This is a genomic window from Zoogloea sp., assembly GCF_041914405.1.
Lineage (GTDB): Bacteria > Pseudomonadota > Gammaproteobacteria > Burkholderiales > Rhodocyclaceae > Zoogloea.
The window spans coordinates 49,666-72,934 of sequence record NZ_JAYSDK010000018.1 but is presented as its reverse complement, the minus strand read 5'-3'; the positions used below and the strand labels follow the sequence as shown (position 1 = coordinate 72,934).

Below are 23,269 nucleotides of genomic sequence, written 5' to 3'. Positions count from 1 at the left end.
CATGGAACTTGAAAAGCACGGCAAGCACGTCGGCAGCGTGACGCACCATGAGCTCAGCAAGACCCTCGGCACCTGGCAGTTGTGGGGCATCGCGGTCGGGCTGGTGATCTCCGGCGAATATTTCGGGTGGAGCTACGGCTGGGCTGCGGCCGGCACGCTGGGCTTCTTCGTGACGGCGATCTTCATCGCCGCCATGTACGCCACCTTCATCTTCAGCTTTACCGAGCTGACCACCTCCATTCCCCATGCAGGCGGCCCCTTTGCGTATGCGCGCCATGCCTTCGGACCCTTCGGCGGCTACCTGGCCGGGACGGCGACGCTGGTCGAGTTCCTGTTCGCGCCGCCGGCCATCGCACTGGCGATCGGTGCCTACATGAACGTGCAGTTCCCGGGGCTGGACCCCAAGCATGTGGCGGTGGGCGCCTACCTCGTCTTCATGGGGCTCAACATCGTCGGCGTGCAGATCGCTGCCACCTTCGAGCTGGTCGTGACGCTGATGGCGATCTTCGAGCTGCTGGTGTTCATGGGCGTCGTCGCGCCGGGCTTCTCGATCAGCAACCTGATGAAGGGCGGCTGGGCCGGCCACGACACGTTCAGCATGGATGCGGTGCCGGGCATCTTCGCGGCGGTGCCGTTCGCGATCTGGTTCTTCCTGGCCATCGAAGGCGTCGCCATGGCGGCGGAAGAGGCGAAGGATCCGAAGCGCTCGATCCCCATCGCCTACACGACCGGGATCCTCACCCTCCTCGTGCTGGCCATCGGCGTGATGATCTTTGCGGGCGCCGCCGGCGACTGGACCCAGCTGTCGAACATCAACGACCCGCTGCCGAAGGCCATGAAGTACATCGTCGGCGAGAACAGCGGCTGGACTCACATGCTGGTGTGGCTGGGCATGTTCGGCCTGATTGCGTCCTTCCACGGCATCATCCTCGGCTATTCGCGGCAGATTTTCGCGCTGGCCCGTGCCAGCTACCTGCCGCAATGGTTCGCCGAGGTGCATCCGCGCTTCAAGACGCCGCACCGGGCGATCCTGTCCGGCGGCGTGGTCGGCATCGCGGCGATCTACAGTGACGAGCTGATCCAGTTCGGTGGCCAGACCCTGACCGCCAACATCGTGACCATGTCGGTGTTCGGCGCGATCGTGATGTACATCGTCAGCATGCTGTCCCTGTTCAAGCTGCGCAAATCCGAGCCGGGCATGGAGCGGCCTTTCAAGGCGCCCTTCTACCCCTACTTCCCGCTGTTCGCGCTGATCGGCGCAGTGGTCTGCCTCGCCACAATGATCTACTACAACGGCGCGGTGGCCGCGGTCTTCTTCGGCCTGCTGGTGGTCGGCTACGTCGTCTTCATCGCCGTCAAGGGGCAACGCGAGACCGCGCCGCTGGACGACATGCTCGAATCCGCAGAAGAGATGCAACTGGAGCAGCAGCTCACTTCGAAGGCCAAGGCCTAACCGTGCGGGGGCCGGGCATCGCCCCGGCCCCCGCGGCAGAGAAGCAAGGAACACCCCATGCCGATGTACTCCCATACTGTCGACCACAAGGTCTACCGGTTCCAGGATCTGCGGGATCTGCTGGCCAAGGCGTCGCCGGCCCGCTCCGGCGACTACCTCGCCGGCGTCGCGGCGGCCGACTACGAGGAGCGGGTCGCCGCCCAGATGGCGCTCGCTGAAGTCCCGCTGGCGCAGTTCCTGTCGGAAACTGTCATCCCCTACGAGCAGGACGAGGTCACCCGCCTCATCATCGACCGCCATGACGCGGAAGCCTTCCAGCCGGTGGTGCACCTGACGGTTGGCGATTTCCGCAACTGGCTGCTGTCCGACCTGGCGACGGAAGACTCTCTGGCACGCCTCGCGCCGGGCCTAACGCCCGAGATGGCGGCGGCGGTGTCGAAGATCATGCGCATCCAGGACCTGATCCTGGTGGCCAAGAAATGCCGCGTCGTCACCGCCTTCCGCACCACCGTCGGCCTGCCCGGCCGGCTATCCACCCGCCTGCAGCCCAATCATCCGACGGACGATCCGGCGGGCGTGTCGGCGAGCGTCGTCGACGGGCTGATGTACGGCAACGGCGACGCAGTGATCGGCATCAACCCGGCCACTGACAACGTGAACGCGGTGATCACGCTGATCCAGATGCTTGACGCGGTAATCCGCCGCTACGAGATTCCGACCCAATCCTGCGTACTGACCCACGTGACGACCAGCATCGAGGCGATCAACCGCGGCGCGCCGCTGGATCTGGTGTTCCAGTCGATTGCCGGCACCGAGGCGGCGAACCGCAGCTTCGGTATCAACCTGGGGATTCTCCGCGAGGGTTACGAGGCGGCCCGCGCCCTCGGGCGCGGCACCGTCGGCCAGAACGTGATGTATTTCGAAACCGGGCAAGGCAGCGCGCTGTCAGCCAACGCCCACCACGGCGTCGACCAGCAGACCTGCGAGGCACGGGCCTACGCGGTGGCGCGGGAATTCTCGCCCTTCCTCGTCAATACCGTGGTCGGCTTCATTGGCCCGGAGTATCTGTACGACGGCAAGCAGATCATCCGCGCCGGCCTCGAGGACCACTTCTGCGGCAAATTGCTGGGCGTGCCGATGGGCTGCGACGTGTGCTACACGAACCACGCCGAGGCCGACCAGAACGACATGGACATGCTGCTGACGCTGCTCGCCGTGGCCGGGATCAACTTCGTAATGGGCATCCCCGGCTCGGACGACGTGATGCTCAATTACCAGACCACATCCTTCCACGACGCGCTCTACGTGAGGAAGGTGCTCGGCTCGCGGCCGGCGCCCGAGTTCGAGGCCTGGCTGCAGCGGGTCGGCATCTTCTCCGGCGACGCGAAGATCCTCGCCGACAAGACGCCGGGGATTTTCCTCGACAGCATCCGCAAGCTGGGAGTCTGACATGAGCGACATCCTCACCCCGAACCTGTGGCACGTGCTGACGCGCTTTACCCAGGCCCGCATCGGACTCGGGCGGGCCGGCACCAGCCTGCCGACGCGCCCACACCTGGAATTCCAGTTCGCCCACGCGCGGGCCCGCAACGCGGTGCATCACCCGCTCGACGAGCAGGCGCTGCGCATGGCGCTGGACACGCGCGGCTGGCGCAGCTTCATGGTGCACAGCGCGGCCCAGGACCGGGCAATCTATCTGCAGCGGCCGGACCTCGGGCGGATTCCGTCCGATGCGTCGACGGCGCAACTGCAAGCCTTCGCCGATGCGCGAGCCGAATGCGACATCTCCATCGTGGTGGTGGACGGGCTGTCCGCCTTCGCCATCGAGCAGAACGCCCTGCCTTTCCTGGACCTGCTGATGCCCGAGCTCGCCAAGCAGACCTTCACGGTGGCGCCGATCAGCATCGTGCGTCAGGGCCGGGTTGCCATCGGGGACCCGATTGCCAAGGCGCTCGGCGCAAAGCTGGTAATCGTGTTGATCGGCGAACGACCGGGGTTGAGCTCGCCCGACAGCATGGGCATCTACCTCACCTGGGCTCCGCAGCCGGGCATCAACGACGCGCAGCGCAACTGCATCTCCAACGTGCGCAAGGACGGCCTTGAGTACGGCGAGGCGATCCACAAGCTGATGTACCTGGTCACCGAAGCCTTCCGGCGGGAGCTGTCCGGCGTGATGCTGAAGGACGAGACCGCGGCCGCGCCCCAGCGCCTTGGCCGGGTTGGGCAGAACTTTCTTCTGGAGTAGTCCCTTTGTAGTTGATGTCACCTTTTTGGGTTGAGGATCTCCCCCTCAACCCATTTTTTGCGTCTACGGCATTGGCTGTCTTTGCATGGCCTGGCGCAATTCAATCATCCCCGCCAAATTTCGAGGTGCAGGAATGGCACTCGAAGAGGTCGTCAGTCTTCGCTCACTCTACGGCCTGCTGCTCATTCGAGGATGACGGCCATACCGGACATGGCGGACTCCTGAAGCAATCTCAGACTGGGAAGCCCGCATTGTCCTTACCTGGTCGCCTGGAAGCCACGGCGCTGACGCTGCGCCGAGGAACCCGCAAGCCTTACATACAGGTTCCTCCGTTACCTGAGAGGCTCAGATCGGCGTGGAGAATTGCACCCAGAACGAATTGCCCTTGGGCCCGTTCTCCACGTCCACCTCATGCAAGGCCTTGAAGACGATGCCACTCGCCTTGTCGAAGGCGTAGAAGACCTGCGGACCAAGCCCGAGTTTCTTCAAACGGTTGCCGCCGGCAACGGCACCGGCCTCGGCTCGGTCGTCGGAGAACTGGTAGGTGTGGTAGCCAGCCAGGGACAGCTGCAGTTGCGGCATGGATGAAGGCCGGTAGCCGACGCTGAAATCGGTGTTCAGCACATTGCCAGAGCGATAGCCGGTCGCCTTGTTGCGCTCGTTGAAGGACAACGTGGGCGACATGGAAAGCTCCCACGCCGGCGTAATGAACCATGTGAGGCCGAATTCCTGCACATAGGACCGGTAATTGCTGGTGGTATTGGCCAGGCCATTGCGGTCGAAATTGCCAAGCGGGACAAATCCGCTGAAACCGGTGAGCAAATGCAGCGACGGTGACGGGGAATAAGTCAGGTACAGGGGCGTGAGATAAACCTGATTGAATCCGGTGGCGTCGTCCGGCATGCCGCCGATCCGCAATTTGGTGTAATCCGCAGAGGGAATCATGCCGCTGCTGAAACGCACGCCGCCTTCGGTCTGGTAATCCCAAGTATGGACGAAGCGGAAGGCTTGCGCGTATTGCGTTAGCTTGAGGCCGGGAATGATCGACTTTCCGCCGGCATCCACGAAACGGTTCGCGCTGTAACGCACCGTATAGCTGTAGAACTGCGTATTCCCCGGCGGCGGTAATAGCGCAGGAAGGATGGTATTGACGCCGATAGGCCAGTTCGTTGCGCCATTTTCGGTGGCGGCCGCGTCGCGCGAACCGCTGCTCAATCCCAGCGCAAGTGCGGCGCCGCAAAGCACGAGCTTCTTCATTCTGTTGTCTCCGGTATTCTTTTGGGTCGTACGGGGCTACGGCAAACACCTGAAGCTGGCGCGTGCCGCCCTGCCCTTCTCGATTGATGGGGCTGCTCTTATGTGTGCGCCAGCGTGGTCGCGAGGACGCGGTCGATTTCGTCGGCGATCAGGCGGATGGCCTCGGCACTGGCCGGCAGCACGTTGATCATGGTGGCGAAGATGTGCATCTGGCCCTCAAAGCGACGGTGGACCACCGGCACGCCGGCCGCCTCCAGCTTGGCTGCATAGGCATCGGCATCGCTGTTCAGCACGTCCATTTCCGCACCGACGATCAACGTGGGCGGCAGCCTGGAGACGTCCGCCTCGTGGAGCGGCGAGGCATCCGGCAGGTCGCGCCGGACCGCGTCGGGCAAGTAATGGCTCCAGAACCAGGCCATGTCTTCCCGCGACAGCAGCAATTGAAAATCGGGATTGAGATAGCTGTCGGTATCGAACCGGGCCTGGGTTACCGGATACAGCAGAACCTGCATCGCAAGCTCGGGGCCCTGCCCCCGCGCAGCACGATTGGCGAGCACCGCGGCGAGATTGCCGCCGGCACTGTCGCCGGACACGATGAGCGGCAGGGATGCCTGGCCAAACAGTCGGCCGCGGGCATCGGCAAGCCAGTTCAATGCGACCTGGCAGTCATCCAGCGCGGCGGGAAATGGATGCTCTGGGGCAAGACGGTATTCGACGAGCACGACGGCGCAACGCGATTGGTCCGCCAGCGTTCGCCCGAAGGCATCGTAATCGTCGATGGACAGCGTAACCCAGCCACCGCCGTGGCAATGGAGAATCACACCGCAGATGTCGTCCGACGGAATCAGCACGCGCACGGCGCAATGGCCGCCCGGTATCGGCAGCATTTCCTCCACGACCCGGTTCATGGACGGCCCGCTGCCATAGGCGGGCCGGAATGCGGCCAGAAAGCGCCTGGCTTCGTCCGGGCTCATTTGGTGAAACGGCTTGGCGCCCATTTCTACCAGTTGTTGCAGCATCTGTGTCGATGCCTGATCGAGTGGCATTGTTCTTGTCTCCTTTGGTGATGTGCAAAGCGCCCACGCCCATCAGCAACGGCCATGCCACTGGACCCAAATGAAAGCAAAAAGCTATATTGATCATGCAATAACGGAATTTGATGCAATGCACCGAGAAGGGGCTTCCCTTGTGCAGGCGCGGTGGGAGTTTTGAGAATTTGATGAAGTCGATTCATGAATTGATGAAACGGGCCTCGGCAGAAAGGCGTGATCAGTGAGCAAGATTTGTAGCCCCCAGTACCCGTCGGATGCGGACCTGTTGTCCCAGGTCCGTTTCGACCCGGCCCACGGCAAAGTGTGGTTCAACGAACAGCGCATGCTCTTGTTTCATGCTTCAGGCATGAGCCTGCTGCGCAGGGAGCTCATCGAAACGCTGGGCCTGGAGCGGGCCCGCGGGCTATTGATGCGTTTCGGCTTTCATGCCGGCTTCAAGGATGCGGCGCTCGCCCGCAAGCTGCGGCCGGAGATCACGACGGCGGATGCCTTTCTGGTCGGCCCCCAGCTGGCCTGCATCAAGGGGCTGGTGCAGGTGGAGCCGCTGGAGCTGTCTTTCGACCTGTCCACCGGTGCCTTCATCGGCCGCTTCGAATGGACGGAATCCTACGAGGCCGAGGCCCATCAGCAGCAGTTCGGCCTGGCGGCAGAGCCGGTGTGCTGGACCTTGATCGGCTACTCCAGCGGCTTCACCAGCTATTACATGGGCCGCAAGATCCTGTTCAAGGAGGAGACCTGCGCGGGCTGTGGCGCCGCCCATTGCCGCATCATCGGCAAACCTGCGGAGGAATGGGACGACCGCGCGGAGCTGGAGAAATTCTACGAGCCCGATTCGGTGGCGGAGGAGTTGCTCGCCCTGCGCACCCAGGTCTCCGAGCTGCAGGAAACGGTCCGCGCGGCGCGCTCTTCGCCGACCGACTCGGTCAGCTTCATCGGGCGTTCGGCCGGCTTCCTGAAAGCAAAGGATCTCATCGAGCGGGGTGCAAAAAGCCGCGCATCGGTCCTGCTGCTTGGCGAAACCGGCGTTGGCAAGGAAGTCTTCGCCCGCAGCCTGCACGCGCTGTCGGATCGGTCCGCCCAGCCCTTCGTGGCGGTGAACTGTGCGTCGATTCCGCCGGACCTGATCGCCTCGGAACTCTTCGGCGTGGAACGGGGCGCGTTCACCGGCGCCAACGTCAGCCGTGAGGGCAAGTTCGAACGCGCCGATGGCGGCACGATCTTCCTCGACGAAGTGGTCGAGCTAACGCCTGGCGCCCAGGCCGCCTTGTTACGGGTGCTGCAGGAAGGGGAACTGGAACGGGTTGGCGGTACCTTCGTACGCAAGATCGACGTGCGGGTCGTCGCAGCCACCAACGAAGACCTTCAGGAAGCAGTGAAAAAGGGGAAATTCCGCGCCGATCTGTTGTACAGGCTCAATGTCTATCCGGTGTCGATCCCGCCGCTGCGGGAGCGCGCGGAGGATATCCCGCTCCTGGCCCGGCATTTCCTCGGTAAGTTCCATGCGTTGTACAAGAAGACCACGCTGGGCATTTCGGACCGTGCCCTGCGCGCGCTGAAGAACTACGGTTGGCCCGGCAACATCCGGGAGCTCGAGAACATGATTGAGCGCGGCGTGATCCTGACCGACCATAACCGCAGCATCGACATCGACTCGCTGTTCGCCTCCCCGCCCGATGAAGATGCGGGCCATACCCTCGTTTCACAGACCGGGGCCCTCAAACTGGACAGCGAGCGCCCCCCAGCCCGCTCACCCTACGACGAGCTGAGCGTCAGATTGTTGAACGAGGGCTTTTCCATCTCCGATTTCGAGTCCTCAATCACCCGCAACGCAATGGCCCTGGCCAACGACAATGTGACGCAAGCGGCCCGCCTGATCGGTATGACCCGGGCCCAGCTCGCCTATCGGCTCGAAAAACTCAAAGGAGAATAGGACGCGCAGGCGGGCTCGCCCGACTCACACACCAATCCGCCAACCATCGCGCCCCCGGAAACGCGGCATTTGCCCTGCGCGTCCGGGGGCGCGTCGCATCCAGCTTCCGCGATAAATTCCCCCCTGATTGGCGATTTCATAATTTCATGAAATCGCTTGATGATTTTATGAAACGACACACAGCCTGCCTGTTGATCCTTATTCGGTCATTTTGACTCAAGCCCCTGTTTTGTATTGTCTATTTTTCTTTGGCACAGGCTTTGCTGATTAGCCTTGCGGGCACCGGATGCCCCGGATGCAGGCAGCGAATCGAAACTCAAGCATTCCGCTCATTCCCGATCCGGCAATTCCGAGCGCTTGCATAAATACATATCGACAAGACAGGAGACAAAACCATGACGCAAGCCCTCCCTGAAAAGCGGGACCCTTCTTTTGCCGACGCGGTTGTCGTGGGCGCCGGCTTCGCCGGGCTTTACATGCTGCATCTGCTCAGGGACACCCTGAAGCTGAAGGCGCGGGTATTCGAAAGTGCCGATGGAGTTGGAGGGACCTGGTATTGGAATCGTTATCCGGGCGCGCGTTGCGACATACCCAGCCACCACTATTCCTTCTCCTTCTCTCCGGAGCTCGAGCAGGAATGGACGTGGTCCGAGAAATACGCCGCGCAGCCGGAAATTCTCGAGTATCTGGAATTCGTGGCACGGAAATTCGACCTCAATAAAGACATCACCTTCAACACCCGCGTCAAATCCGCTCATTTCGACGATGAGACGCAGCGCTGGATCGTCACGACGGATAGCGGCGAAACCGTGATTGCACGCTTCTTCATTCCCGCCGTCGGGACTTTGTCGGACGCGAACATTCCCCAATTCAAGGGTCACGGCAGCTTCGAGGGGCAGGTGCTGTTCACCGGCAAATGGCCCAGGGAGGGTGTCAATTTCGCAGGCAAGCGCGTCGGCATCATCGGGACCGGCGCCACCGCCATGCAGGCCATTCCGGTCATCGCCGAACAGGCCGCGCATCTGACCGTATTCCAGCGGACGCCCAACTACGGCACGCCGCTGCGTAACGAACCGATGAATCCTGCGGTGGACCGTGAAGTCAAACAGCGCTATCGCACACTCCGGCAGCAAGCCTGGGATTCCTTCGCCGGCGTACCCTTCGAGCGCCTGAAGCCCTCTGCCCTCGCCGATAGCCCCGAGGCGCGCCGACAGCAGTATGAAGCGTGCTGGGAAGACGGCGGCTTCAGCCTGTGGATCGGCTGCTACGGAGACACCCTGTTCGACCCGACGGCCAACAAATATGCGGCCGACTTCGTGCGTGAAAAGATCCGCTCACGGGTCAAGGACCCGGCGGTGGCCGAGCTGCTCTGCCCGCCCGAAAGCCAGGCCTACGGCACCAAGCGCCAGCCCTGCGAAACCAATTACTTCGAGACCTACAACCGGGACAATGTGCAGCTGGTCGACATCCGGAAGAGCGCCATCGAGGAGATCATCCCCACCGGGCTGCGGACCACTGGCGCCGACTACCAGTTCGACATCCTGATCTACGCCACCGGCTTCGACGCCTTCACCGGCGCGATGTTCAAGATGGATATCCGCGGTGAAGGCGGCAAGCCCCTGAAGGATTACTGGTCGGCCGGCCCGCGCACCTTGTATGGCCTGGGCGCCCACGGCTTCCCCAACATGTTCTTCATCACCGGCCCGCAAAGCCCGTCGGTGCTGTTCAACATGCCGCTAGGCATTGAGATGCACTGCGAATGGATCGCCAACTGCATCACCTACATGGACGGGAATGGCTACGACACCATCAGCGCCGACACGGCGGACGAGGATCGCTGGATCCGGCACACCAAGGAGCTGGCAGACGCGACCCTGCTGCCCGAGGCCACCTCCTGGTACCTGGGCGCCAACATTCCCGGTAAGCCACGGGTCTTCATGGTGTATCTGGGCGGCGGCAAGCATTACAAGGAGGTCATCAGTCGCAGCGCGGCCGAAGGCTATGCAGGCTTCACGTTGACGCGCGCCCGCTGATCCTTAGTCCTACGCAGAGAAGGACTTTCTTTGCTGAGCCGGGCGCTTTCCATTACAACCTAAGGCTCGCGAAGATTTGCCGTGACACCCAGAGGTGTCACGGCAAAATTTTGAACCTGTCGTTTCAAATGAGTGGAAATCGCACTTCGGCCAACATCAACAGCTTGATCGCATCAATTCGCGCGGTGGCGGCATCCAGTTGCCGGGCAGGAGACGATTACGCTTTGGTTTCGAACTGCATTCGTATCGGCTGCTTTCGGCGCAGTGGGTTGAATTCAAGTACCAGAGCACGACGCGACCAACCGGCGCGTTCAAAGGCGCGAATCGACGGCGTGTTGGAGTGCCAGATGCGCGCGTAGGTCTTGTCAAACCCCTTTGCAAGCACATCCATGCAGGAGAAGGCGATAAGCTCGGTCGCGATGCCGGCACCGCGTTGTCCAGGAACCGTGACGATTTGAACGAGCTTGGCCTCCCTGCTCTGCAGCGGCCAGAAATTGCGCTTTCGATAGCGCTCTCCGTACCAATAGATGCACAGGCCTACGATGCGATCGTCGAGGTAGCTCGCATAAGCAAGCGCTTCCGAGCCCAGGTAGAACGCCTGATCGCGAATCAGCGCTTCTCCGCTTGTTTCGACTGCATTTTTGTCGACGGGCCGAATACAACGGCTGGAACTCGACTCAAGGCCGGGAGGCGCGCCGGATTTTTCCTGGCTTGAATAAACATAGTAGGCCGAATACTCACCGAGTATCAATCGACCGATCTTTTTTGCCAGTTCTTTCACCATGCCCAGCACCGCTTGCATCATCTACCGAACCGCAGCAAGCGCTTGACCTTTGCCCGCACGCCCAGTCGATCCAAGGTCACGCCCAACCAGCTAGAGAACTGATCCATCCTGAGGTGCGAATGAATGATGAGTTGGCTCCGCAGTGATGCCTTGACGAGGAACACATTTGCACGCTTCGTCTGGTGCGTAGCAAACAGCCGCTTGTGATCCGACTGCCCCTCGGTGAAGTCGAAGGCTGTGAAGCAGGCTTCGCCAAATAGGGACTCCAGCGCCAGCCACTGAAGCACCGTACCGACGGAAAGTTTCATGTACTCGGGGTCGTATCCTAGATAAGCGTAAATCAACACCCCCTGCTCAACCGGACAGTAAAGATATGAGACAGGTCGCTCGCCATCGAAGAGGATGTAGGCACGCAAGTGATTGTCGGCGGCAAGCGCTTCAGCCTGCTGGATGAATGCTTCGGAATCCGGCAGGCCAGCGTCCAGCAGTCGCTCCTGGTAGCTGAGCTTTGAAACACTGCGGGCCAGCGAGAAGAACTCACGAACCTGCTCAGGCGTTTCGAATTTCCGCCAATTGATCGTACCGCCGCAGTGCTCGGCGTATTTCCGTATCTTTCGATTGATCGTGGATCTTGTCTTGGATGAGAACTTCTTCTGATACGTCTCGAGCGTGAGAGTCAGATCGATATAGCAGTGTTCATACTGAAGAGGAACGTAGCAGAGGTAGCCATCCTGTCGACTCAGCTTCGGGAGCTCATCGACAACGGGCAGTGCCCGGATCAGGAAACCCTGACTGCCTTGCTCCAACTCGCTCGGCGGCGGCACCTGAATCGTCTGAGTGGCCGGCTCGCCGAAAAGTGGAACCGACCTGCACTGCAGGTTCAGCGGGATGCTCAACAGCGTCCAGTCACTTAGCTGATACTTGAACGGCACACTCCGAAGTTTCCAACGACTCATCGATACTTCCTACGATAGATTTGCTCAAGAATTCTGGTAGCCACATTCCAGAAGTTTGACTTGAGCGGCATGGGCTGGGTAGTGACAATCTTTGGTTCCAGCCCGTGAAAACCAGTAGTGCGGAAACAATCCCGGTTTCGTTCGAGAAATTCGCAGAGCCGCCGGAAGCGCCGGATCACGACGTCATCCGCCATAGATTTGGATGGAGAGAGCAGTTCGAAGTTATGAAACAGGATCACGAACGATTTGCGGCCGACTTCCAGTGCCTGCCAAAGCATCGCCTCAATCTCACTGGAAGAGCAGGCAGTCAGTTGAACGTGGCGTAGCGCCCCCAAGCCGTCCTGGAAAACCGTCATCGGATACTCGATGACGTTTTCGCACTCCATGGGCTCGTGCAGCAACACCCCCGGCGACACGCCGCTGTCGGGGCCGAATAGCGTGGCATTGTAGCTGCTGTCGAACCGGATACCGTTGGCTGACAAGGCGCGCAGGGTGTCCCGGTTAAATCCGAAACTGCCAGCCCGAAACGCATTGATCTCGGGTGCCCCCGCCTTGCTGAGCAGGGCTGCCCCAGCTTCGATGAGTTGCATCTGCTCTTCCAGCGTGTATTGAAACAAATGCTGTCGTTTCTCCGACGCATTGGCAATGAGCGGTTCGATCGATTCGTCTACCCATTCAGGGTGCAGATGCAGTTGGATTTCCTGGTCAGCATCGCGGATGAGACCAACGATTTCCTCGAGAGCCTGGCTGCCGAAGCGCGTCGAGAACAGTGGCTCAACGAAGAAGGTGCCGCGTAACCCATGGTCCGAAAGAACCTTCAGCTGGTACGGCAAGCCAAAATTGCCACGGGACGTGGGCCCTATGACGTACTTCCTGAAAGCGTCAGGGAACTTCTTGTCGATGTCATCCCACCCATCGCACCAGATCTCAACATCCGCGGTGAAAAATACGTCGAGCACAGGGGTACGCTTTTAAATTCAGAGTAAACGTTCAGGAACCCAGGCGCAGTCCATTAACAGGGCACATGGAACATGTCTAGCTAGCGCTCGCGGCAAGACATTGAAAAGTCGCTTTTTTTCAACTGCCTGAATTTCCGCCAAGCAACGGCAGGCAGAACATACCCGCACCTCCTTAGCAGCGCAACCTTGGAGTCCCATATCTCATAAACCGTCTAGCTTTACTGCCGATTCAGAAACCCACGCATCATCCGGGTAAGCCGCGGCATCACGCCCCAGGTCATCGTCACAACGATGAGCCCGGTGAGCAAGGCAACCTTGGGCAAAAAGGGCAAGTACGGACGCAGCAGCGGTTCGATCAACCACAGGACCAGCGATACCGTCGGAAAGATGCCCATCCAGGTCACCAGCGCCATGCGCGCCCGTGGCGGATGCATCGTGGCGGGCACGACGGCGGGCGTAAACCAGGCCTCAAGTCCGGAAAGACGGCGATACTCCGGGTCGGTGTCGGCCAGCTTGGCCATCCGGGCGAGCAGCTCGGAACGCGCCGCACTGCCGTCCCAGTTGGCGAGCGCGTCTTCCGACGAGAAGCGGATGATGACCTGATGCTCACCGTCCGGCGCGTTGGCCGGGATCAGTTCCGCACCGAGGAAGCCCTTGCAGGCCTGCATCTGCTGGAACATCTCACCAACCAAGGCTTCGTATGCAGCCTCGTTCCCCGGCCGGATGTGGCGGCGGGCGATGCGGATGACGGGGTTCGCGCTACCCGGCTGGGTCTTGGTGGCGTTGGCTTCCATGGTTTTCTCCTTTTATGTGCGTCGCGTTGAACGCGTTGATTGGAGTATGGAGGCCACGGATATATAGTTGAAATCGATTATCCGTATTCGACCAATCCACCAAGAAGATACCCCATCGTGGATCTACGCCAGATTGACCTGAACCTGCTGGTTTCCCTGGACGCGCTGCTGGCCGAATGCAACGTAACGCGGGCTGCCCGTCGCCTGCACCTGAGCCAGCCAGCACTGTCGGCGCAGTTGGCGCGCCTGCGCCAGATCTTCGGTGATCCACTACTGCTTCCCGCCGAGGCTGGCCGCGGGATGACACCCACCGCCCGCGCGCTGGCCCTGGGGCCGATCCTTCATTCCGTGCTCAAGGACCTCGAATCAGTCGTGCAGTACCGGCCGAGCTTCAACCCACTGACGGACGAGCGCACCTTCCAGATCGCCGCCAACGATACCGCCATGGTAGTGCTCGGACTGCCGCTCATCGAGAAGCTGGCCTCCTGCGCCGGGCCCGGCGTGCGTATCGCCTTCCGCAACCCCGATGCCGGCTTGATCGCGGCGCAGATGGAAGGCGGGGAGGTCGATCTGCTGATCGCCTCGGAACGTCTCCTGCCAGCCTCGATGAAAGTCAGGCCCCTGCTCCACGGCTCCTTCGTAATGGCGCAACGAAAAGGCCATCCGCGTGGCACGGCAAGCCTCGACATGGACGCTTACTGCGCCCTGCAGCATGTGCTGGTCACGGAATTCGGCGGGCACTTCAGCGGGTACATCGACGAAACGCTGGCCGAACGGGGGCGCCATCGCACCGTGGTGGTATCCGTCGAGAAGTTCATGCTGGTGCCCGAAATCCTGCGTAATTCGGATTACGTGTGCACCCTGCCGTCGATGTTGCGGAGCCGCTTCGCCAGCGTGCTCGACATGTTCGACCTACCCTTCGACGACCGCGGGTTCGGCCTGCGTCTGGCCTGGCACCCGCGCAACCACGCCGACCCTGCAGTAGCCTGGTTGCGCGAAACGCTCGTCGGCCTGCTGGATGACAACGCCAAACGGCCCGAAGGCTGAAACATGCCTGCCCTCACCGACGGAGAGGGGCAAGGAACTGCTATCCGGCGTGCGCGCTCCGCCATGCCGCCAGAGCCTCGACGCCCTGGTCCAGACTGGCAAAGCAGCGGACCCCGGCCGGCGGATTGAGGCGTGAGACCCCGCGCCCCCCCACCCACAACTCGACGTCGGCTGACAGCGCCGCCCGCAATTGCTCAAGCAGCCGAGGGAGCTGACGGGCTGGAAAGGCCACCGAGAACGACAGGGCCACGATGTCGGCTCGGTGCGCTGCCGCAGCCCGGCTGATTTCCAGCAAGGGCATTTGCGTACCGAGCGGAATGCACTCCGCTCCTTCAAGCGCCAGCAGGGCTTCAACCATCAACAGGCCAAGCATGTGCTGCTCGTCCGGCACGCTGGTGAGCAGCACGCGCGGCGAGGCGCCGCCCTGTGGCAGGCCGGCGATGGCCTGTCGTAGTACCCGCTTGGTCAGCTCGGTGAACAGGTGTTCCTCGAACACCTCGAAATGTCCGTCCTCCCAGGCGTCCCCGACCTGCTGCGTCAGCGGTGCGACGATGTCCTGAACAAAACGCTGCAATCCCTGGCGGGCCAACCGCTGTTGCAGAGCCTGGACAAAAGCGTTGGCGTCATGCTGCCTGAGCAACGCGAGCAGCTCGCCATGCTCCGGATGATCGACTCCCCGTCCCTCCACGACCGCAGGTCGACCGCGGCGCGGCGCCAGCAGACTGAGCTCATCAATCGGCGTGGCAATCAGCTTTCCGGGTCTATATCCCTGATCCATCAGGCGTTTTATCGCACGCAGGCGCTCGACCTGCGCGGCCGGATAGACGCGCTCGCCGTGTGCGTCGCGCTCCGGGACAGGAAAACCGTAACGCCGCTCCCACATGCGCAGGACATCTTTGGAGAGCCCAGTGTCGCGCTCGACAGCCGCAATGGTGAAGCCCGGGGTATTCATAATTTGTCCTAAACAAATATTAGACAAACCGTTGACATAACAGCTTTGGCTCACTACCTTACGAACAAAAAACATATTTGTCTAGGACAAACAAACGACTTGAATGCAGGAGCGCAAGGACAAGCCCCCGCCTCGAGTCTCGCGCTAAACGCGTGTCATCAGGAGAAAAGCGTGAACGCCAGAATCAACCCGAGGCAACGTATCGCGGTAGTCGGCGCCGGGATCTCCGGCCTGGCCACGGCGTGGTTGCTGTCCCGCCGCTACGACGTCACGGTGTTCGAAGCGGGCTCCTATCTTGGCGGCCACACCAACACGGTCGATGTGAAGCTCGAAGGCAAGACACATCCGGTCGACACGGGCTTTCTGGTATTCAACGAGAAAACCTACCCTAACCTGATCGCCCTGTTCGAGTTCCTTGGTGTCGATAGTGTAGAGACCGAAATGTCCTTCTCGGTCAGCCTGGAAACGCCGGATCTGGAATGGGCTGGCAGCAGTCTGGCGACCCTCTTCGGGCAGAAGCGCAACCTCGTGCGCCCCCAGTTCTGGTCGATGCTATCGGACATCCTCCGTTTCAACCGCGAGAGCACCGCTTGGCTGGCAACCCGTCCGGACACCACGCAGAGCCTGCGCGACTTCCTGCGCGATGGTCGGTATTCGGACGCTTTTTCCAACTGGTACCTGCTGCCCATGGCCGCTGCGATCTGGTCCTGCCCGACCGGCCAGATGCTCGACATGCCTCTCGCTACCTTCATCCACTTCTGCCAGAACCACGGCCTGCTGCAGATCTTCGACCGTCCAATGTGGCGCACAGTCAAGGGTGGCGGACGCGAGTACGTCAGGAAGATCGCCACCCAGCTCGGTGATCTGCGCATCGCCTGCCCGGTCCATGCCGTCACGCGTACAGCGGACGGCCTGAGTGTCGTGCATGCAGGCGGCAGCGAAAGGTTCGATCAGGTGGTACTGGCCTGCCACAGCGATCAGGCGCGCTCCATCCTCGGCATGACGGCGAGCGACGGGCAGCGCGAGGTGCTGTCCGCCATCGGCTACCAGCCAAACCGCGCCGTACTGCACACGGACCCGGCCCTGCTGCCGCGCGATCGCAAGCTGTGGTCGGCGTGGAATTACTTCGGCGGCAAGGCGGCGCCGGGCGCCGACGCAAATGCGCAGCCTGTTGGCGTGTCCTACCTGATCAACAAACTGCAGCCGTTGCCGTTCTCGGCCCCGGTGGTGGTAACCCTGAATCCGGTCCGCGAGCCGGACCCCAGCAAAGTGATCGCCGAATTCGATTACGCGCACCCGATCTTCGATGGTCCGGCCATCGCCGCACAGCAACGGTTGGGCAGGGTGCAGGGCGAAGGTGGCATCTGGCTGGCCGGCGCCTGGGGCAGTTACGGCTTCCACGAGGACGGCCTGAAGTCCGCGCTGCGAGTCGCCAACGGCCTGGGGGTCCTGGCGCCCTGGCAAGACGTGGCAAGCCACCTGCACCGAGAAGCAGAAGCGGTCTAGGAAAAGCTTGCCGAACTCGCCGATGAACACACATCCGCAAATCTGCCTTGGCCACGTGATGCATCGCCGCCTGCGTCCGGCGGTCAATGCTTTCGTCTATCCGGTGTTCTACGTGCAGTTGCCGGTACGTGACCTGGCCGCGGCGCAATGCGCCATCTTCTCCGTGGACCGACCCAACCTGCTGAGCTTTCACAGCAAGGACCATGGCCCCCGTGACGGTGGCCCACTGCTGCCGTGGATAGAAGGCTTATTGGCACAACACGGCCTGCCCAACGATGGCGAGATCGTGCTGCAGACCTTCCCGCGGGTGATGGGCTACGTATTCAATCCAGTCAGTTTCTGGTTTTGCCACGATCGCGGCGGCCGGCTGATCGCCGTCCTTGCGGAGGTCAACAACACCTTCGGCGGCACCCACAGCTACCTGCTGCATCGCCACGGCGACGCACTGCGCGACGGCGAGGTGTTGCACGCCGAAAAGTGCTTCCACGTCTCTCCCTTCAATGAGATCGAGGGCGCCTACCGCTTCCGCTTCCTGCATCAGCGCGCCGTTCAAGTCGCCCGCATCGATTACGACGACGCGGAAGGCGAATTGCTGCTCACCACGCTCTCCGGCAAACCCGCCCCCTGGTCGGCTGGCGCACTGCTCACGAGCTTCCTGCGCATGCCTTTCCTGACCCTCGGCGTCATCGCCCGCATCCATTGGCAGGCGCTCAAGCTGTGGCTCAAGGGGGTGCCATTCCGCGGGTCGAAGCCCGCTCCCCGATCCGTACAGGAATCATCCAAATGACCCAGACCTTCGACTACGCCCTCCCCGTGCGCGGTACCCAAACATTGGCCCGCGATACCCGTACTGTCTTCAAACTGCTGGAAAAACTGACGGATGGCATGCTCGAGGTCCGCCTGGCGGACGGCTCGCGCACCCTGTTCGGCGAGGGTGCCAGCAGCCTGAGCCTGCAGGTGCACGACGAAGCCATGTTCGGGCGGGTGCTCGCCCGCGGCGACATCGGGCTTGCCGAGGCTTACCTGGACGGCCAGTGGGACTCACCGGACGTCACCGCCCTGCTGACGCTGCTCGCCCGCAACCGGGGCGCGCTCGCCAAGGCCATCTATGGCTCCTGGCGGCAATTGCTGGCCGCACGCATGCGCCACTGGTTCAACCGCAACAGCCGCGCCGGTAGCAAGCGCAACATCATGGCCCACTACGACTTGGGCAATGATTTTTACCGCTTGTGGCTCGACCCGAGCATGAGCTACTCGTCGGCCCTCTACCAGGCCCAGGACGACGGTTCCTTGCTCGCCGCCCAGCAGGCCAAGTACCGCCGGATTCTCGACCAGCTCCAAGCCAGGCAGGGCGAGAGCGTGCTGGAAATCGGCTGTGGCTGGGGGGGATTCGCAGAGATGGCCACACACAAAGGTCTGCACGTCACCGGCCTGACCCTGTCTCCGGCCCAGCTCGAGTGGGCAAAGAAACGCGTGCCTGAAGCGGATCTGCGCCTGCAGGACTACCGCGACACCCGGGAGCGCTTCGACCACATCGTTTCCATCGAAATGTTCGAAGCTGTCGGCGAGCGGTGGTGGCCGAGCTACTTCGCCACCGTCGCCAAAGCGCTCGAGCCGGGCGGCCGCGCCATGATCCAGAGCATCACCATCCGCGACGACCTGTTCGCAACCTACCGGCGCGGAACCGACTTCATCCAGCAATACATATTTCCGGGCGGCATGCTTCCGTCCCGCCGCGTCTTCAGGAAGACGGCTGAACGGCAGGGCCTGCAGGTGACGGACGAATTCGCCTTCGGCCTCGATTACGCCCGCACGCTGGCCGAGTGGCGCGCTGCCTTCGAGGACAACTGGACGCAAATCGCTACGCTGGGCTTTGACGAGAATTTCCGCCGGCTGTGGCGCTTCTACCTCCACTACTGCGAGGCCGGCTTCCTGGCTGGGAACATCGATGTCGTCCAGTTCGAACTCGCCCATCGCTGATCCCACTTTGCCACGCGCCGGCAGTCCGGCCGCCATGGCACGCCGCCGGCTGCTCGCCTTGGTGGCAAGCACCCTGCTCGGCGTGCACACTGAGCCCCATGCCGCCATCGAAGCCATTGCCGGCCTAAAGCGCTGGGGTAGCGGTGAATTCCGCCGTTTCGGCTTCCTCGTCTATGAGGCCACCCTGTGGGCCGGCGATGACCCACAACGCCCGCCACTCGCCCTGCGCCTCGACTACAAGCGGAATATCGAAGGCAAGGCCATCGCCGAAGCCAGCGTCAAGGAGATGCGTCGCTTCGTCAATGACGAGGCCTTGCTGGCGCGCTGGGGCGAGCAGATGCAGCGCATCTTCCCCGACGTGAAGCCGGGCGATCACATCCTCGGCCTCTACCGTGCAGACGGAGCACGCTTCTACCACGATGATCGCCTGCTCGGCGCCATCAGCATGCCGGGCTTCGCAGAAGCCTTCTTTGCCATCTGGCTCGATACGCGGACAAGCGCCCCTGACCTGCGTGCCGCCCTGCTTCGGCGCAAGGGAGGCTGAAGTGTCGAATTCCGGGGTCTTGGCCTATGGAGCACTTGGTCTCCCGCTGGCTTTCGCCGCACTGCCGATCTACGTCCATGTTCCGCGCTATTACGCCGACGCGACCGGGATGGATCTGGCGCTACTCGGCGCCATTCTGCTCGGCGCACGCCTGCTCGACGCCTTCATCGACCCATGGCTGGGCTGGCTGGCCGACCGCTGGCCGCGCCGGCGCATGCTGGCCTTCGCCCTGCTTCCCTTCACACTCGGCTTTGTCGCCCTGCTCAATCCACCCTCCGCTTCACCCGCGCTCTGGTTGCTCGGCTCGCTGGCGCTAACCTATCTGGGCTTCTCCGCAGCCTCAGTGGCCTACCAAGCCTGGGGGGCTACGCTCGGCGGCGACTCGACGCTGCGAACACGGCTGACGGCCGCGCGGGAGGGCTTCGGCCTGGCCGGCGTGATGCTTGCGGCCGCGTTGCCCGGCTTGCTGGCAAACGACCTGAACGCCGGCACCGAACGTCTGTCCTGGGTCCTGCCGCCCTTGCTGCTGCTTGCTGCCGCCGTGGCCTTCTCCCAGGCTGGGGTGGGGGTGCCGACGGCCACATCGGATACGCCCTTGGGCGAGAGCATTGGGCGAGCGCTGGGCGATGCGGCCTTTCGTCGTTTGCTCGGTGTCTTCATCGTCAACGGCATCGCCGCTGCGCTGCCTGCAACGCTGTTCCTGTTTTTCGTTGCCGATGTGCTCGGTACAGCCAACGCAGCCGGTCCATTGCTGGCCCTGTATTTCGTCGCGGGGGCCGCGTCCCTGCCAGTGTGGGTCAGGCTCGCCGCCCGTTACGGACGGGTGCGGGCCTGGGCACTGGCGATGGTGCTTGCCGTGGGTGCCTTCGCCGGCACCGCATCGCTCGGCAGCGGCGATATCGGGACCTTCGCCGGAATCTGCCTTGTATCCGGCCTCGCGCTGGGCGCCGACCTGGCCTTGCCAGCCGCCATTGCCGCCGATCTGGGCGAGCGCCAGGGGCAGGCCGGCGCCTGCTTCGGGCTATGGAATCTGATTGCCAAGCTCAACCTGGCCCTGGCCGCCGGACTGGCCTTGCCGCTGCTGGATCTGCTCGATTACCGGCCGGGTGGCCCCGGCGGACTCGAGGCGTTGAGCTTTACCTACGCCATGCTGCCACTCGGCTTCAAGTTGCTGGCGGCCAGCCTGCTGTGGCGCTGGCGCGACTCACTGGAGATTCGATGATGAAACTGCTCACCGCTGCCCTGCTCTCCGTCGGCCTCACGGCCTGCGCATCAAACGGTGTCGAACAATACAAGGGCGAGCAACCGGTGCTCGATCTGCGGCACTACCTGAACGGCACGCTGGATGCCTGGGGCGTCTTCCAGGGGCGCTCCGGCGAGGTGAAGAAGCGCTTCCACGCTGTCATCGAAGCCAGCTGGGAGGGCGACACCGGTGTCCTCGACGAGCATTTCAAGTGGTCCGACGGCACCACGTCACGGAGGGTGTGGACGCTCAAGCGCCAGCCGGACGGCAGCTATCGGGGTACCGCCGACGACGTGATCGGCGAGGCGGTAGGCGAAGTGGCCGGCAACGCACTGCGCTGGCGCTACGTGCTGGCGCTGCCGGTGGACGGCAGGACTTATCACGTCGACTTCGACGACTGGATGTTCCTGATGGACGACAAGGTGATGCTCAACCGCTCCTACATGTCGAAGTGGGGCTTCAGGCTCGGCGAGGTGACGCTGAGCTTCGCCAAGCGTTGAGGCTGCCGGAGCCAAGAGCACGATGAACCCAGCAATCTCGAACTGGCGAGGTCGGCGCGTATGGCTGGTCGGTGCTTCAAGCGGCATCGGTGCAGCCATGGCCAGAGAGCTCGCCCGGCGCGGCGCGCGGCTGGCAGTGTCAGCCCGTTCGGCGGACAAGTTGCGATCGCTCCAGATCAACGCGGCCCTGCTGCTTCCCTGCGACGCAACCGATACGAGCAGCCTGGCCGACGCGCATCGGACCTTGATGGCAGCCTGGGGCGGCATCGACCTGGTGGTTTACCTGGCCGGCGACTATGTTCCGATGCGCGCCAGCGACTTTGATCTGACGCGCGCCGAGCAGGTCATCGCAGTCAATTTCAACGGGGCGATGCGTCTGGCCGCCTGCGTCCTTCCCACTCTGAGCGCGGGCGGCGGCATCGCCTTCGTGGCCAGCGTGGCGGGCTATCGCGGTCTGCCCAAGGCCCTGTGCTACGGGCCGGGCAAGGCGGCGCTGATCCATTTTGCCGAATGCCTGCATCTTGACCTGGCGCCGCAAGGCATCGGCGTGTGGCTCATCAACCCCGGCTTCGTGCAAACCCGCCTGACCGCGCGCAACGATTTCACCATGCCGGCGCTGCTGACGCCTGAGCAGGCAGCCACCGCGGCACTGGACGGCTTCAGGACGGGGCGCTTCGAAATCCATTTTCCCAAGCGCTTCACCCGCGTGCTGAAGCTCCTGTCGCTGCTGCCCTATCGGTGGTACTTCCCACTGATCCGCCGTCTCACTGGAACCTGAAATGGATATCGATCGACTGATCGCCTTCTACCAAACGCTGACACCGGAGAGCATCGGACGCTTCGCCGAGTTCTACGGAGCCGGTGCCTATTTCAAGGATCCGTTCAACGAGGTGCGCGGCATCGAGGCGATTGAACAGATCTTTACCCACATGTTCCGGCAGGTGGATGAACCGCGCTTCGTCGTTACCGAACATATACGTGACGCGCACGGCGTCATGCTGGTCTGGGAATTCTCCTACCGCGCGCGCCTGTGGGGCCGGGGTGAGGCGCAGACCATTCGCGGCGTGTCGCATCTCAAGCTCGGTAGCGACGGCAAGATCGACTACCACCGGGACTACTGGGATGCGGCCGAGGAGTTGTACATGAAAGTGCCGCTGATCGGCCGCCTCATGCGTTGGCTCAGGAACGCGCTGGCAGCCGGGGGAGGTAGATCGCAAGCGACCGCCTCGCCCGGCGAAACGGGGTAGATCAACTGCTTCGCGGCAATACCGTCAACACCCGTACGATGAAGGCGTGGAACTCCTTCATGTAGTTGCTTAGGAACTGTTCGGTGAACGGGTCTGTCACCTGCCCGTCTTCGGTGATGAGCCCTGGCTTGAACTGGATGTAGGCCTCGACGGTATTCATCAGCGGTGCGTTGCAGAAGCACAGCACCCCACGCAGGCTCTGCTGCGCCACCGCGGTGCCGATGGCGCCAGGCGAGGTACCGATCACCGCGGCGGGCTTAAGCGCAAAGGAATTATTGCCCCACGGGCGGCTCGCCCAATCGATGGCGTTCTTCAGGCCTCCCGGGATCGAACGGTTGAACTCCGGCGTCACGAAGAGGATGGCATCGGAATCGGTGATGACCTTCTTGAAACTGCAGGCGATCGGTGGGAAATCCGCATCGTAGTCCTGGCTGTAGAGCGGTAGATCACGAATCGGAACCTCGGTGAGTTCCAGTTCCGGCGGCGCCAGACGCACCAGCGCCTTGGCCAGCAGCCGGTTGATCGACGTGCTCGAAAGGCTGCCGACGAAATAGCCGACCTTGTAGCTGCTCATGACGACCTCCTTGCCGCATAGAACAGGTTGGTGTTCTGCCTGCAGCCCCAATGGAATTAGGCGCGGGCGGAAATGGTCGGCCGGCAACCTGGCTGCCCTGTGACCCGACCATCAATCACCATAGGTGTCGCCTCGAACATTAGCAACGCCGAACAGACGAAGCTCGCTCGAGACAACGCTGGACGAAGCCGCGGTCAAAATCCGCAATACAAG

At 62.3% G+C, this 23,269-nt stretch carries 22 protein-coding genes; 14 read left to right on the top strand and 8 right to left on the bottom strand.

Annotated elements, in window-relative coordinates; genetic code table 11:
* The first annotated feature begins 1 nt into the window (after window position 1).
* The 3 genes from eat to eutC are packed head-to-tail and all read left to right on the top strand — an operon-like array spanning window position 2 to window position 3,698.
* Window positions 2-1,453, top strand: coding sequence for an ethanolamine permease (gene eat / locus ACE3RX_RS12530; RefSeq protein WP_374483952.1), 1,452 nt, complete (start codon window positions 2-4; stop codon window positions 1,451-1,453).
* A 57-nt stretch (window positions 1,454-1,510) separates the two neighbouring features.
* Window positions 1,511-2,902, top strand: coding sequence for an ethanolamine ammonia-lyase subunit EutB (locus ACE3RX_RS12525; RefSeq protein WP_374483949.1), 1,392 nt, complete (start codon window positions 1,511-1,513; stop codon window positions 2,900-2,902).
* Between the two features lies 1 nt (window position 2,903).
* On the top strand, window positions 2,904-3,698 hold the full coding sequence (gene eutC, locus ACE3RX_RS12520; RefSeq protein ID WP_374483947.1) for an ethanolamine ammonia-lyase subunit EutC: 795 nt from the start codon (window positions 2,904-2,906) through the stop codon (window positions 3,696-3,698).
* A 345-nt stretch (window positions 3,699-4,043) separates the two neighbouring features.
* Here eutC and ACE3RX_RS12515 read toward each other — a convergent pair whose 3' ends face one another.
* Together ACE3RX_RS12515 and ACE3RX_RS12510 are read right to left on the bottom strand one after the other, a co-directional pair.
* Window positions 4,044-4,955: a transporter gene (locus ACE3RX_RS12515; protein WP_374483945.1), complete on the bottom strand. Its 912-nt coding sequence runs from the start codon at window positions 4,953-4,955 to the stop codon at window positions 4,044-4,046.
* Between the two features lie 98 nt (window positions 4,956-5,053).
* Complete coding sequence (locus ACE3RX_RS12510; protein ID WP_374483943.1) at window positions 5,054-6,001, bottom strand: alpha/beta hydrolase; 948 nt, start codon at window positions 5,999-6,001, stop codon at window positions 5,054-5,056.
* A 226-nt stretch (window positions 6,002-6,227) separates the two neighbouring features.
* On the opposite strand from ACE3RX_RS12510, the gene ACE3RX_RS12505 reads away from it, so the two are divergent.
* Both ACE3RX_RS12505 and ACE3RX_RS12500 read left to right on the top strand, forming a co-directional pair.
* On the top strand, window positions 6,228-7,937 hold the full coding sequence (locus ACE3RX_RS12505; RefSeq protein ID WP_374483941.1) for a sigma 54-interacting transcriptional regulator: 1,710 nt from the start codon (window positions 6,228-6,230) through the stop codon (window positions 7,935-7,937).
* A gap of 395 nt (window positions 7,938-8,332) precedes the next feature.
* On the top strand, window positions 8,333-9,970 hold the full coding sequence (locus tag ACE3RX_RS12500) for a flavin-containing monooxygenase (protein WP_374483939.1): 1,638 nt from the start codon (window positions 8,333-8,335) through the stop codon (window positions 9,968-9,970).
* A gap of 217 nt (window positions 9,971-10,187) precedes the next feature.
* Here ACE3RX_RS12500 and ACE3RX_RS12495 read toward each other — a convergent pair whose 3' ends face one another.
* The 4 genes from ACE3RX_RS12495 to ACE3RX_RS12480 form a co-directional block, all read right to left on the bottom strand.
* Entirely contained in the window at window positions 10,188-10,775 is a 588-nt protein-coding gene (locus ACE3RX_RS12495) for a GNAT family N-acetyltransferase (RefSeq protein WP_374483937.1), read from the bottom strand.
* Window positions 10,772-11,710, bottom strand: a complete 939-nt coding sequence (locus tag ACE3RX_RS12490) for a GNAT family N-acetyltransferase (RefSeq protein ID WP_374483934.1) — start codon at window positions 11,708-11,710, stop codon at window positions 10,772-10,774. Before ACE3RX_RS12490 ends, ACE3RX_RS12495 begins: the two co-directional genes overlap by 4 nt.
* Window positions 11,707-12,669 carry a hypothetical protein gene (locus ACE3RX_RS12485; RefSeq protein WP_374483932.1) on the bottom strand — a complete coding sequence of 321 codons (963 nt, stop codon included), beginning with the start codon at window positions 12,667-12,669 and terminating at the stop codon, window positions 11,707-11,709. Before ACE3RX_RS12485 ends, ACE3RX_RS12490 begins: the two co-directional genes overlap by 4 nt.
* Window positions 12,670-12,887: 218 nt before the next feature.
* Window positions 12,888-13,463, bottom strand: a complete 576-nt coding sequence (locus tag ACE3RX_RS12480; protein ID WP_374483930.1) for an antibiotic biosynthesis monooxygenase — start codon at window positions 13,461-13,463, stop codon at window positions 12,888-12,890.
* A 117-nt stretch (window positions 13,464-13,580) separates the two neighbouring features.
* Here ACE3RX_RS12480 and ACE3RX_RS12475 point away from each other — a divergent pair, with 117 nt between their 5' ends.
* Window positions 13,581-14,510: a LysR family transcriptional regulator gene (locus ACE3RX_RS12475; RefSeq protein ID WP_374483928.1), complete on the top strand. Its 930-nt coding sequence runs from the start codon at window positions 13,581-13,583 to the stop codon at window positions 14,508-14,510.
* Window positions 14,511-14,550: 40 nt separating this feature from the next.
* On the opposite strand, the gene ACE3RX_RS12470 is transcribed toward ACE3RX_RS12475, so the two are convergent.
* Window positions 14,551-15,462 carry a MerR family transcriptional regulator gene (locus ACE3RX_RS12470; protein WP_374483926.1) on the bottom strand — a complete coding sequence of 304 codons (912 nt, stop codon included), beginning with the start codon at window positions 15,460-15,462 and terminating at the stop codon, window positions 14,551-14,553.
* Between the two features lie 171 nt (window positions 15,463-15,633).
* Between ACE3RX_RS12470 and ACE3RX_RS12465 the strand changes: the two genes are divergently transcribed.
* Genes ACE3RX_RS12465 through ACE3RX_RS12430 form a run of 8 tightly spaced genes read left to right on the top strand, consistent with a single transcriptional unit; the run spans window position 15,634 to window position 22,482 of the window.
* Window positions 15,634-16,968 (top strand): NAD(P)/FAD-dependent oxidoreductase, encoded by a 1,335-nt coding sequence (locus ACE3RX_RS12465; RefSeq protein ID WP_374483923.1) that lies wholly within the window; start codon window positions 15,634-15,636, stop codon window positions 16,966-16,968.
* Between the two features lie 22 nt (window positions 16,969-16,990).
* Complete coding sequence (locus ACE3RX_RS12460) at window positions 16,991-17,755, top strand: DUF1365 domain-containing protein (protein WP_374483920.1); 765 nt, start codon at window positions 16,991-16,993, stop codon at window positions 17,753-17,755.
* Window positions 17,752-18,948: a class I SAM-dependent methyltransferase gene (locus ACE3RX_RS12455; RefSeq protein WP_374483918.1), complete on the top strand. Its 1,197-nt coding sequence runs from the start codon at window positions 17,752-17,754 to the stop codon at window positions 18,946-18,948. The genes ACE3RX_RS12460 and ACE3RX_RS12455 overlap by 4 nt, the downstream gene beginning before the upstream one ends.
* A gap of 34 nt (window positions 18,949-18,982) precedes the next feature.
* Window positions 18,983-19,492 (top strand): chalcone isomerase family protein, encoded by a 510-nt coding sequence (locus ACE3RX_RS12450; protein ID WP_374483915.1) that lies wholly within the window; start codon window positions 18,983-18,985, stop codon window positions 19,490-19,492.
* A 1-nt stretch (window position 19,493) separates the two neighbouring features.
* The gene (locus tag ACE3RX_RS12445; protein WP_374483911.1) at window positions 19,494-20,714 is read left to right on the top strand and encodes an MFS transporter; all 1,221 of its coding nucleotides are present in this window, start codon (window positions 19,494-19,496) and stop codon (window positions 20,712-20,714) included.
* Window positions 20,714-21,235 (top strand): DUF3833 domain-containing protein, encoded by a 522-nt coding sequence (locus tag ACE3RX_RS12440; protein WP_374484015.1) that lies wholly within the window; start codon window positions 20,714-20,716, stop codon window positions 21,233-21,235. Before ACE3RX_RS12445 ends, ACE3RX_RS12440 begins: the two co-directional genes overlap by 1 nt.
* A gap of 22 nt (window positions 21,236-21,257) precedes the next feature.
* Window positions 21,258-22,013 carry an SDR family NAD(P)-dependent oxidoreductase gene (locus ACE3RX_RS12435; protein ID WP_374483909.1) on the top strand — a complete coding sequence of 252 codons (756 nt, stop codon included), beginning with the start codon at window positions 21,258-21,260 and terminating at the stop codon, window positions 22,011-22,013.
* 1 nt (window position 22,014) lies between these two features.
* Window positions 22,015-22,482, top strand: a complete 468-nt coding sequence (locus ACE3RX_RS12430; RefSeq protein ID WP_374483907.1) for a nuclear transport factor 2 family protein — start codon at window positions 22,015-22,017, stop codon at window positions 22,480-22,482.
* A 1-nt stretch (window position 22,483) separates the two neighbouring features.
* Here ACE3RX_RS12430 and ACE3RX_RS12425 read toward each other — a convergent pair whose 3' ends face one another.
* A complete protein-coding gene (locus ACE3RX_RS12425) occupies window positions 22,484-23,056 on the bottom strand; it encodes an NADPH-dependent FMN reductase (RefSeq protein ID WP_374483905.1) in 573 nt (190 codons plus the stop codon).
* Window positions 23,057-23,269 lie beyond the last annotated feature (213 nt).

Coding starts and splice junctions, on each gene's coding strand:
- ACE3RX_RS12435 (WP_374483909.1), top strand. CDS start 21,258: ATGAACCCAGCAATCTCGAACTGGCGAGGTCGGCGCGTATGGCTGGTC.
- ACE3RX_RS12525 (WP_374483949.1), top strand. CDS start 1,511: ATGCCGATGTACTCCCATACTGTCGACCACAAGGTCTACCGGTTCCAG.
- ACE3RX_RS12480 (WP_374483930.1), bottom strand. CDS start 13,463: ATGGAAGCCAACGCCACCAAGACCCAGCCGGGTAGCGCGAACCCCGTC.
- ACE3RX_RS12450 (WP_374483915.1), top strand. CDS start 18,983: ATGGCACGCCGCCGGCTGCTCGCCTTGGTGGCAAGCACCCTGCTCGGC.
- ACE3RX_RS12430 (WP_374483907.1), top strand. CDS start 22,015: ATGGATATCGATCGACTGATCGCCTTCTACCAAACGCTGACACCGGAG.
- ACE3RX_RS12500 (WP_374483939.1), top strand. CDS start 8,333: ATGACGCAAGCCCTCCCTGAAAAGCGGGACCCTTCTTTTGCCGACGCG.
- ACE3RX_RS12425 (WP_374483905.1), bottom strand. CDS start 23,056: ATGAGCAGCTACAAGGTCGGCTATTTCGTCGGCAGCCTTTCGAGCACG.
- ACE3RX_RS12460 (WP_374483920.1), top strand. CDS start 16,991: ATGAACACACATCCGCAAATCTGCCTTGGCCACGTGATGCATCGCCGC.
- ACE3RX_RS12515 (WP_374483945.1), bottom strand. CDS start 4,955: ATGAAGAAGCTCGTGCTTTGCGGCGCCGCACTTGCGCTGGGATTGAGC.
- ACE3RX_RS12455 (WP_374483918.1), top strand. CDS start 17,752: ATGACCCAGACCTTCGACTACGCCCTCCCCGTGCGCGGTACCCAAACA.
- ACE3RX_RS12510 (WP_374483943.1), bottom strand. CDS start 6,001: ATGCCACTCGATCAGGCATCGACACAGATGCTGCAACAACTGGTAGAA.
- ACE3RX_RS12490 (WP_374483934.1), bottom strand. CDS start 11,710: ATGAGTCGTTGGAAACTTCGGAGTGTGCCGTTCAAGTATCAGCTAAGT.
- eat (WP_374483952.1), top strand. CDS start 2: ATGGAACTTGAAAAGCACGGCAAGCACGTCGGCAGCGTGACGCACCAT.
- ACE3RX_RS12495 (WP_374483937.1), bottom strand. CDS start 10,775: ATGATGCAAGCGGTGCTGGGCATGGTGAAAGAACTGGCAAAAAAGATC.
- ACE3RX_RS12440 (WP_374484015.1), top strand. CDS start 20,714: ATGAAACTGCTCACCGCTGCCCTGCTCTCCGTCGGCCTCACGGCCTGC.
- ACE3RX_RS12470 (WP_374483926.1), bottom strand. CDS start 15,462: ATGAATACCCCGGGCTTCACCATTGCGGCTGTCGAGCGCGACACTGGG.
- eutC (WP_374483947.1), top strand. CDS start 2,904: ATGAGCGACATCCTCACCCCGAACCTGTGGCACGTGCTGACGCGCTTT.